The sequence below is a fragment of the Legionella bozemanae genome (genome assembly GCF_900450575.1).
GTDB lineage: Bacteria > Pseudomonadota > Gammaproteobacteria > Legionellales > Legionellaceae > Legionella > Legionella bozemanae.
The window spans coordinates 556,015-571,003 of sequence record NZ_UGGY01000001.1 but is presented as its reverse complement, the minus strand read 5'-3'; the positions used below and the strand labels follow the sequence as shown (position 1 = coordinate 571,003).

Genomic DNA, 14,989 nt, shown 5'->3' with positions numbered 1-14,989 from the left:
CTACCTCTTTTTGTAACAGGCTAACAAATGAGTTTACCTGTTCATTTGCACAACCTATTATCCTTTAGTTTTCTTAGGTTCTACCATCGCCAAGTCTGTTTTTTGATCTAAATGTTCTTTATGTTTTAAATCTTCAATGACAATATTCGCACCATAATGGTTTAAATGATCGCCATTAAAGTAATAAGGCAGTACCTCACCACGCGCTGTACATTTTTCGTCTTTACAAAATAAAGGCCGGGGATTATAAATTTTTACTTGTGGGAATTCTGCTAACAATTGATTCACCACATTGTCATAACCACTAGCCCGCTGCTCATAACTGGCTCTATCCATGGAACACTCTTTATTAAAAGCCACTTTATGAGGCAACTGAAGCGGTCTTGTTTTAAAGCACGTATTTATATTGAAATTTAAATCAGGTATGTCTTTTATAAAAACAATTTCCTTGTTTCCCTTAAGCGCTTTGCTAAGAAAATAGCGCCCATTTTCTAGAAAACTCTTAGTTCCTTCCGGATCTAAAGCCTTTGCTGTACGCCAGTTGGTTCCTTGTTTTTCAAAACCCCCTGTCATTAAATAGGCCCAATACCCCCCTAAAACTACCGTTTTAATGGATTTATTCGTTTCCAAGAATGAAAGTATTTCATCGTATTTTTTCCTACATTCACCCTTTAAAAAGTAATTACTGGAAAAAGGAAGGCAGGAAGTTGATACAAGCATCAAAACCGATTGCGAAGGAAATTGCTTCCATAATGCGTTTTGATAGTGCCAAGTATGAGAATCGCCAAGAAACATAATATCTGGTTCTTGATTTTTTGATAAAACACAAACGCCATCACCCGCAAATTTAAAATTCTTGAACTCAGGAATTATTTTTTCGCAGGGCGTGGTATTTTCTAGCGGAAGCAAGGGAAGAGCAACGATATCATGTACACTATTTAAATTATTTAGATTTTTAATCCTAAAATCGAGCCCATTATATTGTTGTAGAAATAAACCGAAACTCGCAATGATGGACATTAATCCTACAAGAAAAGCTACTTTAGTCCTGTCCCGCCCAATTCCATGTCGTATTGGTTTTTCGATTAATTTATAAGTAACCCAAGCCAAAACAATCGAAATTCCAACCACGATGAATCGAATAGTTCGATTAGGAAGATCTTCTTCCATAATTCTTACAAAGGAAAGCAAGGGCCAATGCCATAAATAGAGTGGATAACTAATTAGACCAAACCATATCATAATGCGATTGGAAAGAATGGCACGATTTATCCATGAGTTTTTCCCAGAAAGGAGGAATATGGCCCCTAACACAGGAAGTAATGCAAAAGCACCAGGAAAGGTTGTGGCTTTTGAAAACGTATAGAGGCAATAGGCAATGATCACAATGCCGGAGAAAGAAAGGGTGTTTTTTAATATCTCCCCATTAGATTCCCTTCCCTGTTGGTAAATAATTTTGGCAAGTACTGTATCTATCTTTTTCCCTATTTTATTGAAAAAATTAATATTATAAAAAGTGATATAGGCTAATAAGCTTCCACATAATAACTCCCAAAAACGGGTTTGCGGTGAATAAAAAGCAGCCGTGGCATCTACGCTAACTCTTTTTACGTTGAGAAGGAACGATATAAGGACTATCAGTACGGTTACAGAAAATAGATTTAATTTTCTTTTCCATACGAACCAAATGAGAAAGGGCCAGATAATATAAAACTGCTCCTCGATACCTAAACTCCATAAATGCAACAAGGGCTTGGTTTCAGCTGCATTATCAAAATACCCAGTCTCAAACCAAAGTAAAAAATTAGAGATGAAACCAGCTCCCCCCATAACATGCTTCCCCAGCTGTTTGTACTCCTGAGGGAATAAGACGAACCATCCTAATATTAAGCAAAATAGCAGCACGAACACCAATGCCGGAAATATACGCTTGATTCTTTTTTTGTAAAAATCTACGAAACTGAAACTATTTTTTTCAAGGCCTTCAAAAATGATTGTGGAAATCAAAAAGCCGGAAATTACAAAAAAAATGTCTACGCCAACAAATCCTCCCTTCACCCATTGGGGAAAAGCATGGAAAGCCACTACCGATAAAACAGCAATAGCTCTTAAGCCATCAATGTCGGCACGATATTTGAAATGTTGGTGCACAGGAGGATGAGAACTTCGTTCCACTTTATTGCTTCCTTATAATGTATTGAGTTTTCTGCTTACTCTAAACTGCAGCCGCAGAAATTCTACTCCACGCTAATAAAGTGGGCAATAATAGATTAGTCTCGTTGAAAATTTTTTACAGAATTGAAATCAAACCTTGCTACGGATGCGGTATGCTAATCTGAAAAACTTGATACGCTATGAATTTCTTAAAAACAAATCTTATTAACGATAGATTCATTTAATGCTCAAATAGATTTCTCTTCTGAACTAAATAATCCTGGATGGCTTGTGACTCAATTAGATAAGAGCGAATAGGAATATCCAGTGGTGTTTGTTGAATGACTTGCAAAAAGGCATACAATGACATATCAACCACACGACACCCATCTTGCTGACTCTGGACAATGAAAGACTCAACAGCCTGCAAATCCTCGACACCTTTTTGATAAATTTGCTGTCTGCTATGCCGGGAAATTCCTTGAAAATAGCCTTGTTTTCGTAATTGTCGACGAATTAGAGATAACACGAGTTTGCCTGTGCCTTTGGGAAAAAAATGTCTAAACGCCCTATCAATCTGTGCTTTGTTTTCTGGATCAATCCAGCGTGAATATAAAATAATGAAATAAAGATGCTCTTCTACTAATCGTCTGATAGACAAATCGCCAATAGGATCCTCGATATTCACCCCATATTTTTCCCGACAATACTTAATAATAAATTCTGAATCAGCAACCACAACCCCTTCATCATCGATCACCGGAAACTTACCTTTGGGGCCTTGGCGGGGATTGAAAACCTGGATGACCTCAAAAGGGAGCCTAGCCCAGGTTAAAAAATAAAATACCTTACTGCAAAATGGCGATAAACTGGGCATACCCCAAACACCTGGGTATTGGTATAATTTAATCATAATCACCTCTGCGGCTAAGTTTGAGTATCAATCTTGGATTCGATAAAATCCAGGGAGATTTGATTTGGTGCAAAAGCTGAATAAATGTTTCCCCAACAGATGGATCATTGGACGCCTGTCGCAATAACTTTTGCATCAACCATTGAAAAACATTATTTTTCTCACCAGACATATCCTGATTAGAAGCCAATAACCAAGGCATCCAACTGCATCGGTGAAGCTGTTTTTGCTTCAACCAATTCACTTTACCGCGTCTCTTTAACAAATCTACTTGCTTAAGAATAATCGTTAAACCCTGCCCATAGACAGGATTTTGGTATCCAATGCTGTCTCCAACAGCCCATAAGTTCAAAGGCCAACGCTGGCGTTCAATAATTAAACGCGTATTATTCAAATTAGCATAAGGAATCCAGGACTTTCCCTGACAATGGATATGGCCCAGTTGGTTTTTTTTAAATAAGCAGCTTACTGCCGCTTGTTTTTGCTCATCCGTTTTAATAGTTCCTGTAGTATCAATTAATGTTAAAATCAGGGCATTTCCCTCTATGGGCGATAAAACCAGACCAATAGGTTGTTTTTTAGGGCATGCCTGGATATAAACCTGTTTGGCCTTTAAATCGGTTGACCAATCATTTTGCTCCAGCCGAGTAGAAAAATAGCGATATTGATTATTCACGTGTAAACTTTCCAGACCTAATTGCGTGTGCAAACCGGAGGCTCTACCCCGCGCTTCAATAACGTGTCCTGCTATAGCTAGAGATTCTCTCGCTTTAAATTGCAATTGTTTTATCTTTCTTTCTGCAATCAACCAATGTTCCACTGTAGCGGTTAACGTTTTAATGTTTTTCCGTTGCTGGCATTGAGACCATAAAACCTGGTTAAAGTAATGCCGACTAAATAGATGAGTTCTCACGGCGCAATCATTAGGCGTAAGTATGCCATGTGGCGTTTTCCACCAGGTATCTTTGCCCCAATCAACAACAGGGAGTGAGTTGGCTGTTAATTGCTGCCAAACATCCGGCAATAAGGAACTTAACAACCGCTGCCCTTCTGCTAACAGTACGTGCAAATGGTGGCTTTGAGGTGTTCCTTGACTGACACCAAGCTCATCAGGCCAATATCGGTCTATCAGTAAAATCTCTTCATAGTACGGCGCTAAAACCAGCGCTGATAATAACCCGCTTGCACCTGCACCAATGATAGTTAGTGAGGAGTTCATATCACACCTTGCATGTCTTCATGCAAAGTTTGCAGCTGCCGCAGTCCTTGCACATAACCTTTGGTCGAAAATGTTTTTAACGATTCATTAGCTATTTTTTGATACAAGTTAGCTCTTTCTTGTTGCAGAAGTTCAATAATGCTTTCTTCGCTCCCATTCTTCCCATGCATTTTTCTTAATTGAATTTCATTGCTGATGCACCCTTCTTCTGTTTCTCTATCCAGGGTGGTTAATGTGTTGCAGATATGCCCACTGCGTTGAGCGCAGTAAAAAATTTCGCGCATGGCTGCCATTTCTTGCCATTCAATGTGATCACTGCAGGCCAAATCCATCATTCCCGCAATAACCATGCCCATGTTATGAGGTGCGTGCCATAAATACTCTCGTTTGCAAATCAATAAAGGCTCACTATTGAGAAAAGTACTAAAACGCATATTGAGAAAGTACTGTTGTAAGTCAAACTCAATGAGCGCAATAAGTCTTGGTTGCAGTGTCATTTTATGAATGGATTGTTGTAACCATCCGTACAATTGATAAGCCAAGTTTAATGCTTGCAGCTGATGAGCAGATAAAGGTGCTATTTGATGACCACCTTGGATTGCAGCAATAAAACTTGTTACCCATTGCATGCTCTTGAATGAAGGATGATCGGTGAAATCATCTGTCAACGTAATGAGTGAGCCTAGCATCCATTTTGCCAATTGACATTGTTCGTAAAAAAGAGTGCTGACGCTGGATAAAGTAGTCTTTGCATAACCAAAAGACAAAAACTGGGTAAATAAACGTTCATCACGTCCCATGTTTAATCTTAGGTACTCCCTTAACCAACAGCTTAGCGTAGCTGGCAATTCAACCATATACGGCTCCTTGGATGTAGCGTAATTTCAGCATTCATTATTGGTTTGATACTACTTGGTGTTGATAAGCAAAAACGCTGACACATTGCAGATAAAATCATCATGCTTTCAGTCATGGCCAACTGATGCCCGGTGCAAATACGCTTACCCAAACCAAAAGGCATGAATGCTTTATTTGCAAATGGAGAACTATTCAGATGGCGCCTGATATCAAATGACTTTGGATCTGGCCAGTATTTTTTATGTCTTTGCATTCCATGGATATTGATGATCACCAAATCATTAGGCCGGAAATTCAGATTGTATAAATTAACATCGACAGTTGGCTGGCGCACTAGCATATATGCTGGAGGATACAAACGAAGTGTTTCACAATAAAGTGCTTGAGTCCAAAACCATTGCTTCAGTGATTGCACTGACAACTGCGCGCTGTTGGTGCTTTCTTCTAATATAGCCTGTTGCCATTCTGGATTGTTAGCCAGATAATGCAGAGCTATAGTAATAGAACTTGCTGTCGTTTCAAAACCAGCAAATAAAAACGTACTCAGGTGGTCTATGCATTCCCTTCTAGACCAGTGTAGTTGAAGTTGATGTAATGGTGAATTAGTACGGACTCTGGCTGTTTGTAATAGGATGTCTAATTTGGTTCTCAACTCAAACGCTTTCTTATGAATCAAGCGATGTGAAGGTAAAGGCAAAAATAAAGGCAAGCGCAGCAATTGCCGCATGCGTTGGCCACAGTAATGATTTAATACCAACATGTCATTAATGATTGGTGATATATCCGTCACCTCTTCAATACCCATTAAGGCTAATATATTACCCATGGTCAATCTCATAATGATTGGGTGAATATCAATGAGCCCTTTATCAAACTGTTGCAATACATTATCAATATTAGTAGTTATCAAAGGTAATGATTCATTCAGTCCTTGAATAGAGAACTGCGGCTTAATTGCAGGTACTCTATGTTTCCAATCATTGTCATCTAACTGGACCAACCCTTGGCGGCCAGTAATAGGAATTAGCTGTTTAAAAACAAGAGAAGACTTGGCAAAACCGCTATGTTTTAGTAAAGCATCAGCCAAATCAGGTTGACGAATTACCCATAAACGCTGATGCAGACACTGAAAACCAGCTATATCCCCATGGCAGTGAGCAACTTGAGCCATAAAACGAATGGGAGCCTTGTGAAAATAAGACAGAGACTTTAAAGGTAACCGGTGAAAGAGCATCGGCGTTCATCCTGAACATGATAATTCATGGTATAGCATGAGATTTTTCAGTATAAAATATTTTTCTTTGAAGTCAATTATGGGACAAATTAGAGGCAAGTAAATAGGAGGAAATGAAACTAAATAATGTTAATATCAATCACTTGCCACTTGAGCACTCTGTGTTATAATCGGGCATATGATTGGTTCATTTTCTCTATTTCCCCACCTAGCCTTTCAAAAATAATAAGGAGATTTACTATGCCTAGAAACGATACTCCTGATGTAAAAATGCAAAAAACCTTACAGGTTTTGGGAGTGGTAAATTTGATGCTATCTCCCCTGCTCTTAATTGACTCCCGTCTTGCTTTGACAGCAGGTTTGGTAATCAATGGATTGTTAATTTCTCAATTCCATGACATAGGGAAAAAAAGAAGGCCAGGCTCCAATCTGCTCAATCAGGGAAGAACTTATTTCTCAGGAATGTTTTTTACCCAAAACTCGCCCAACGAAAATATTGGTGAAGTGAACAATACCATAAGAAATATTATCAATGGCGGAGGCGCGATACACGATGAAGTAACTAGTATGTTCTCTAATAAGGGGCCAAACTAACAAGAAGAACAATATATTGGGTCTTTAAACCCAACAAAAATTAAAATTCATCACGGATTGTTGGGTCAATATAGCTCAACCTCTTTGTTGAAAAAATCCTGGTTGCAAGCAACAGTCGCTTGATTATATCTCTGCCTATCGGCTTGTCCGCGGGGTCCAGTGTGTTAGGGCAGATCTACTGGATCCCGCGAACAAGTCGTGGGGGCCCTCAGAATTGAGAGTATATATTGTTCGGCTCATCTTAAAAAAGATACTGCAAACCTAGGGCAACACTATAGTTTTTATTAGATAAACCAGCTGAGTCGTTCTCATAGAAATGCTCACCGGTATCGTTGTCGATTACTTCAGTATCAGCACGCCCATTAGAATAATGATTGTAAGACGCTTCAACAAAAATTGTCGCACTACGTGTCACATGATAGCCAGAATTAATTGTTGCAGCATAATATCTGGAGTTATTTCCATATTCTTTAAACGTTAAGTTGCGAGCATAATGTTCATCATGATCTCGTGCTGAAACCCAATTACTATATTTTAAAAAGGCATTGAATTCAAAATTATTGATGAAATATTTCCCTGCTAAGCCAACATAAGGAGTTCTAAATTTTTGTTGGTATCCAATTCCAAGCTCATTACCAGGAAAACACCCCATATCAGTGCCGTTGTTATATTGGTAACAACCACCAATTGCGCGCCAGCTAAAGGAACTCCATTGATAACCTGCTGCCAGACCTAGCTTATAATGTTCATTTTGCATCAGCCAAGCTCTTAGATTCAGATCCACTTCATTGGCATAATTAAGATGCGTATTCTCATGATGTGACCAGTCAGTCCAGGTTTCTTGATAGGGATTGAGCCAATCATAATCATCCATGGAAGCTTTATTTTTTGCCAAGGTGATCCAGCCCCTGCCATTAATACTGAGCCAAGTCAGGAAATCATAATTTAATTCCCCATTTATTATTGCAGCATTCTTTATGCGCCAATTGAGCTGGCTTAGCTTAGTATCTGTTTTTTGGTTATAAACATATTCATGGGCATTACCTGACAGAACGCCTATAGAAGTACTTAACGACAAGCCATTCAAACGGTAATCAACAGCATAAGCATCAAGCATGCAAGTAAAAGATAAGGAAGTTAGTGCCAACTTAACTATTTTATTTTTCATATTCTTTTCCTAGTTAGGGCCGACAGTCCTTGCAGCGAAGGGATTTCAAAAAATCAGTCGAATTATTGTTATTCGCAATGATCTTGTCAAGAACAAGGTTACAAAACATTGACCATAGAGGGCGCTAGTCGTACAATTACATACTGTGTGATTAGGAAAAAAGCTGCATTATTAATCTGTATTTAATGCCTTTACCTAATGAGTTGCTCATATTTTCTTAATCTTAATGATATAAGCTTACAATAGGAGGAACTTCTGTGCATAAAAAACAGGATAAGCCTAGATCGCTCCTTCAGAGCAGACAGTAAATCCCTGGACTTGTCATAATGCTTGGAATTTTTTAACGAATGACATGCTTGAGGAATAGTAATGGCATTAAGTGAAGAATATCAAAAGAAAAGCTTGGAAAATTTCATTAAACGTTACAATAAGAAATTAACCGCCCAAAGCAAAATTCTTCTCGATGCTGTCAATAAATTGGCTGCTAGTTATGATGTGCCTTTAGGTTTTCAAAGCGATGACGTTATTGAGCTTGTAGGCAAACAGCTCGCAAAGCCTTTTGATGCGTCTTCGCTTCAAAATGTTGCTGCTTCCATTTACTCTATGGTCATAGAGCAAAACGATCGTGAAAAAAATATAAATATGAGTAAACACCACGCTCAGGGACGTTTTGATCTAAAATATATTCATCAGCGCAGCCTGCGGGATCAATTGCAAGACCACGATATGTCTTTGTTAATGCCCAAATCCCATAACAATATCGAGGTGTTGGGGCCAGTAAATCGCTTTGACTCCGGATCTATTGAAGCAGCACAAGAGGGCTTGAACTTAGCCCTTAAAAATAAACATTTTGACCATATTTTTATTCCAATAGGCCCTGGTCATTGGCGAGGTTTTTATTTAACAAAACCTGTAGGTGGGAAAGGGAAATATCACCTTGAATTATTTGACCCTTTTGGCCCAAGTGGTGCAGATGCAATCAAGGACATCGCTTTGGATTTGTTAAAAGAATGTGGGATTGATAAGAGTCAAATAACAATTGAAACCACAGGCCCTACTCATCCACAAAGAGATATGTATGCTTGTGGAGACTTTACTTGTGCTTATAGCCATAAAAAAATGAAGGCACTTGGCGCTCCAAATAGCGTCTATAATCAAGATCTTATTACTATATTGGATAGCCGGGGCAATAAAGGAGACTCTCTGCGTTATGCAAGTAGAGAGATATCCTCAAGATTAGCAACATTTCAAACAATAGTACAACCTGAAGAGGAGGTTGAATTTTCAGAAGTTGAAAAACGTGAGTTTTTAATTCGATTAGGTCAGATAGTGTCAGACCCTAATAAGATGGATCAAGCTGTTCTTGAAGGAAATGTTGCACAAATAAAAAATACATTTGGAACATATAAATCTGCATCGTTACGTGAACTAGATGCTTACGGAGTATTTAATTCAGACGGTTCTATAAATAAAGATATTGCTGCAAAATATGAGATAAAATTCAATGAAAATGAAATTAAAACACGACTGAAATCTTATGGATTCAAGCATCTTTCTGTAAGAGAAATGATCATTTTTGAATCTGCTATTCGTTCTGTAATCAATGATCTCACTTCTGCAGCGATGGATCGTGATGATGAGTATATAAGCTCGAATCAGCCGAGTATGGGATTGGCGAAACAGTGTTTCGCAGAGTTTTTGCCGCCTACTTTGTTCCGACTTGTAAATCCCTTAAGTATGGAATTAACAGGTCCGACCCGGCAAATGATAGGCATGGGTTATTTTAAATTTAAAGATACTAATGTTTCCATTTCACCAGGACCTAGTTCCGCCAAATCACTTACCCCTGAGACAAATCCTGAACTTTATGAAGCGGAACAGGATATCGCAAGATATTTAAACAATTTACTCACCAATAATGTAACTCATGTATTTGCTATGGGTAGGGTGTTTCCTTATTATCCTCAAGCAGATTCTGGGCAAAGGGAAATAAGAAAAGATGAAGCTTTAAATGATTTTATTAATTACTTCATACCCGATGCCAATGGGCGAGTAACACTTCCTGATATTCCTGAACTTGAAAATATTCATATTACTTCACGTCCAGTTAGAAAAGTAGGACGATTTATAACTTATGAGATCAGTATCAATGGAAGTGCTCCTATCCAAGTACACCATTTTCCTCTTCGGGATAAGCAACCTCTGGAATTAACTCTACAAGAATTAGCCCATGTCCAAAAAGTGGGCCAGAAAACTCCTCCAGAACAAAATATCCATGCACATTGTCGAAAAGGAAAAGGACGTAGTGCTCAAATTGCCTACCTTTTGGCATCTTTGAATCCGAAGTATTCTCAACTTAATTCTGAAGAACGACTCGCTCAGATGAGAGCAGAAAAAACTCCTAAGGGAAAACCTGGGCATTTTATAGAAACAGATCTACAGAAAGATTACATTGAGGAGGCCGGATACTTAATTCAGGAACATATTGGCCCTGAAGCCTTTCTTGAAGAAGATATTGAGTGCTACATTGTTTATGGAACTTTATTAAAGCAGGAAATTGATCGTCTCCTTCAACAGATTGAGATACCCAAGCAGATATCGGCTGAAACGGAACAAGCCGCACTTCTTGAGTTAATAGAAAAATATCAGGAATTAAATTCGACTCCTCCTCATCAATTACCTAAGTGGGTGAAAGATGTTTGTAAAAATCCTCTTATCTCTGAGCCTACATTAACATTATTCGGGTCAATTAAGAATTCTACCGACTTCTTACTACATGGTTTTGCAGAACAGAGAAACCTCGATGAACTGGCAGTGTTTTTTGATCTACAAACACATACTGGAAACTACCAAGATATTCTTGATAAGTTGGAAGGAATTCTTCCTGAGCACGTTCAAATGGAGCAGGATCAATTTGATAACTATAAGTCTTCTTTTAAGGTGCGCGTGCAGAATGCCTATTTAAAAAATTCGAGAAATTTAAGTAATCCAAACAAAATACAATTAAAACTTGATGTATTAAATAATATTTTAGAAACAGGCGATAAAATATTAGATGCAATAATTAATCATGATCCAGAGAAATTTACAAAAGCAGAATTCAATAATTTAAAAGAAAAATATTATCAATGGAAACAATGTATTGAACTATTAAAAAAAGCAGAAATTGATAATGACTATAAGGTGCTTGATAAGGAGGTGGAACAACGTATCAACGTTATAGAGCAATTCTTTCTTTTGGATTATGACCATCTTACAGTGGACCCGGTTCATATAACTGGAAAAATGCATTTGATCCATGAAGAATTAAGTGAGTTAATTGCCACTAATGAACTGAGCCCGAGACAATGGATGACGTTAAAAAAACAGTTCACTGCATTTAAGATCATATTTGATTTTACAAAGCCAGATGAAATGGAAACCCCTGACATATTTTCAACTTTGGATAAGTTATTCAAAGAAAAAAGAGAACATGTTGCCCATTTATCCATTTTACTTAAATGGGAGGTTTTACAAGTCGAATCGAAAAAAGAAAGTCTCGAGGAATTTGTTACTGGCATAATTTTAGTTGTATTAAATACTCTGCTCAAAGATTTTCCAAAAGAGTATTATAGTGATGACAGTATTTATTCTAAAAAAATCGACCTATTATTAGAAGACGTTTCAAAGTTAGCTGCGACTAAAAAACCGAAGAAAGGAGAAGTACGTGAAACCCCAAGGCAAGAAGACTATGCAGAAGCACGGCAGCAGGTTATTGACTTAATTGAAGAGCGTCTTCCATTTCTTATCACCTCAACAGATTTTAGAGTGCGGTTTGAAAATCTAGTCAAAGACTTTATGCGTCTTAAAAATGGTTCTCAATTGAGAGGCCCTGAGTTTGAGGTATTAAAAAATCGCTTTGCTGAATTAAAATCAGAATATCAAAAACAAGATAAGAATGAGTTCATTGAGCATGTGATAAGCGCAATTGAAGCGGAAATCCAAACAGAAACCGTTGACTCAGACTCAGACTCAGAGCAAGAAAATTCTCTTACAAAGCAATATCAAGAATCTAGGGAAAATGTTTTAAGAATTAAAGCCATTAGATCTGCTGCTGCTCGAGAAGCTCAAGATGAAATTCCTTTTTTTGAATCGCGTATTGAACAGAAAAAACCCAAAGAGATGGGGTATCCTAAACGTCCAAAGCTTATTGTGTTCAATATAGATGATGTACTCATCGAGTTGAATCATGGTGAAATGACAAGGACGCAGGAACTGATCAATGTACTAAACTATGCCAAGAAATATAGTATGGAAGTAACTCTTGCTTGCAGCCATACGCCTCCCGATAATGAGGAACAATCGCCGTTCGCACAATTAAAAACAATAATAGAAAAAAACGCGAAGATGGATATTTCGCATATGGTATTTTTCTTAGATACTCTTCCTTTACATCATGAAAAAGCAACCACATCCAGGCATTTTCAAAGAAAAAGTGCTCAATTAGAAGAACAAATTAACCTCTTAAAAAGCCAGATACCTACAGAAGAAGATCTGGACGAATTAGCAACACGGTTCCCCGCAGAAAAAGATAGGGACGAATTAGAAAAAGAGACTAAGAAATTACAAACAAAAAAAGAAAAATTAGAAGAAAAAATTAAAAAGCTACAAGCAGAAATTGAATCTATTCCTGAAAAAGCAGCTAAATTAACTTCAGATAAATTCATCCATTTGGATGCCATAAAACATCATCATGCACTTAGAAAACCGAGCAATGATGTTGATTATTATCAAGCAGTTGAAGGCGGTATTTTAAAGGATTTCAAAAATCCTGAATTATTTGGTGAAATGCCGGGAGTTTGGAACGACTTATTTCAGTTAGCAGAAGTCATTATGGAGACAGAATATCCTCAACTGCCAAGTGCCAAACCTTCAACTGCCAGACCTTCATTGCAAACCCTATTAAAAGAACTTATTTTTAATGCGGATAAACCGAAACTATTACAGAAGAAATATGGCGACCTTCATCAATGGGAAGAAGCAAGGCAAAAGATTCAGGATAATAAAGAGCTTTTTCTCCAACATATTCCGCAGATCGAAGCATTTTATCAACATCGACTTGCGTACCAAAAAAGAATATACGAAAAAGGAATATATAAAAAAGCTGTCTTGAATGAAGAAGATATAGTGGTTTTTGATAGTCATCAAGATATTATTAATCAAATTTATCAACGCAGTAACTATCGAACAATTAAGATTGATAATGGTAGAAAAAACCCATTGCGACATATAGTAGAGCTTAATTATGAGATGGGGGCATATAATGGGGTTATTGCTTATTTAAAAGGCGACGGAGAAAATGCTCCTAAAAATTATGGTCCAGGCTGCATCAATAAAACGTTAGCGTCTTATTTAACCAGCATTCCTGATTTTAGACTATCTGAGTTTCAACATTCTCCTATTGTATTACATGTAGAAATGTCAGCAATACTTGCGAAATTACCTGAATTAAGTACAGAAAAAGAAATCCAACAACGTTATAAAGAACAATTTTTTGCGGCAGCTATTGAACGGTTTGAACAATTACCCAAAGCGTCGCAAGATGATTTCGTGAAAACTTATTATAGGAATGTGCATCAAGCCTTAAAAGAAATAAATCAAGAACTTGCCAAGCTAATCTCATCTCATTCTTCTCAACATGATGACAAGTTAACTGAGCTACAGCTCCAAGCTGATAAAATTATTGAAATGGATGAACAATTTTCACAATATATTTCACCAACGTTCCTAAGTTCCGAAGCGAAGCTGTTACGCGCAATGATTACTCAAGGTTTGGAATCAGAAAATCTCGACCATTTAAAAGTAGACGTTGATAAAGTAAAGTTTACAGCCGGTCATGATGACTTACGCACACAGTTTTATATCGAATCAATAGAACAGTCTGATGCTTATCTAAAAGAAATTCATCCAGCTATTGAAGAAATTGATATCTTTAATAAAGAATTTATCACCGAGCAATATACACATTATATTGAACAATGTTTGAAAAAAATGGTCAAGGGGAATTTTTCTTCTTTGCAAGGTGTTTTGGATGCTGCTCGGAATAATGTAACCCAGATGATGGATCCAAGCAAAAAAAATGCATGCGTTCCAGTCCATAGCAAATTGATTGCTAGGAGAGAACTATGTGAAAAGTTACTCCCACTTATTCCATACCAAAATAGGGTAGACAATTTAAAAAAACAACCTAAGGTAGATTATACTGAAAAAATCTTTGAACTATCCGAAGAAATAACAAAAAATATAGCCCAACTTGAATCATCCGATGAATTTCAAGCCAAACTCTTCTTGGATAAAGCAGAGAAATATTTACGTGCTAGCAATTGGGACGTCGGGCTTCAATGGAAAAAGCATACCATAGTCGTAGAAGGTAAAGAGAAGAAAATTCCCGCAACTGTAGCAGCGCAATTGAAGGTTATAGAACAAGCCCGAGAGAATGGTGTTTATAGTTATCTACAGGCTAAAAAAGATTTTTTAAATATAGGAAAAGAAAAAGAGATTTCTTGGCGCTCTTCAAAAGTAGCACGGAGCTATTATTCTTTATTCAAGAAACCTGATGACACAACTTTAGAAAAAGACCTGAACAAGACGTTTTCACCAACCTCAAAAACTTAGTTCAAACATTGATTTTTGCCCTGTTCTTAGGATGCCCTTCAAATCATAATGCATTCATTATATTGAATTTTTCATTGTTACATTTCCCAACAAATCTCCAATCTCATTTCTTCTGATTTTGATGCCGCTACAGATTGAAAATCGCTTCAATTTTGCTCATTTCACCCACACCAAATGGTCTATAATTAGACTTAT

At 37.3% G+C, this 14,989-nt stretch carries 8 protein-coding genes; 2 read left to right on the top strand and 6 right to left on the bottom strand.

The features are described 5' to 3' along the window. Positions 1-57 precede the first annotated feature (57 nt). The 5 genes from DY223_RS02470 to DY223_RS02450 all read right to left on the bottom strand — a co-directional run bounded on the left by DY223_RS02470 (position 58) and on the right by DY223_RS02450 (position 6,378). Positions 58-2,175, bottom strand: a complete 2,118-nt coding sequence (locus DY223_RS02470; RefSeq protein WP_115684263.1) for an acyltransferase family protein — start codon at positions 2,173-2,175, stop codon at positions 58-60. Between the two features lie 220 nt (positions 2,176-2,395). Next, positions 2,396-3,067 (bottom strand): Tom37 metaxin N-terminal-like domain-containing protein, encoded by a 672-nt coding sequence (locus DY223_RS02465; RefSeq protein ID WP_058457887.1) that lies wholly within the window; start codon positions 3,065-3,067, stop codon positions 2,396-2,398. After that, entirely contained in the window at positions 3,060-4,286 is a 1,227-nt protein-coding gene (locus DY223_RS02460; protein ID WP_058457886.1) for an FAD-dependent oxidoreductase, read from the bottom strand. Before DY223_RS02460 ends, DY223_RS02465 begins: the two co-directional genes overlap by 8 nt. After that, positions 4,283-5,143 carry a hypothetical protein gene (locus DY223_RS02455; RefSeq protein ID WP_058457885.1) on the bottom strand — a complete coding sequence of 287 codons (861 nt, stop codon included), beginning with the start codon at positions 5,141-5,143 and terminating at the stop codon, positions 4,283-4,285. The genes DY223_RS02460 and DY223_RS02455 overlap by 4 nt, the downstream gene beginning before the upstream one ends. Next, positions 5,119-6,378: a cytochrome P450 gene (locus DY223_RS02450; RefSeq protein WP_058457884.1), complete on the bottom strand. Its 1,260-nt coding sequence runs from the start codon at positions 6,376-6,378 to the stop codon at positions 5,119-5,121. Before DY223_RS02450 ends, DY223_RS02455 begins: the two co-directional genes overlap by 25 nt. A 240-nt stretch (positions 6,379-6,618) precedes the next feature. Between DY223_RS02450 and DY223_RS02445 the strand changes: the two genes are divergently transcribed. Further along, complete coding sequence (locus DY223_RS02445) at positions 6,619-6,972, top strand: hypothetical protein (RefSeq protein ID WP_058457883.1); 354 nt, start codon at positions 6,619-6,621, stop codon at positions 6,970-6,972. Positions 6,973-7,213: 241 nt separating this feature from the next. Here DY223_RS02445 and DY223_RS02440 read toward each other — a convergent pair whose 3' ends face one another. Next, positions 7,214-8,140 (bottom strand): omptin family outer membrane protease, encoded by a 927-nt coding sequence (locus tag DY223_RS02440; protein WP_058457882.1) that lies wholly within the window; start codon positions 8,138-8,140, stop codon positions 7,214-7,216. Positions 8,141-8,509: 369 nt separating this feature from the next. Here DY223_RS02440 and DY223_RS02435 point away from each other — a divergent pair, with 369 nt between their 5' ends. Continuing rightward, positions 8,510-14,794 carry a hypothetical protein gene (locus DY223_RS02435; RefSeq protein WP_160116263.1) on the top strand — a complete coding sequence of 2,095 codons (6,285 nt, stop codon included), beginning with the start codon at positions 8,510-8,512 and terminating at the stop codon, positions 14,792-14,794. The last annotated feature ends 195 nt before the right edge of the window (positions 14,795-14,989 follow it).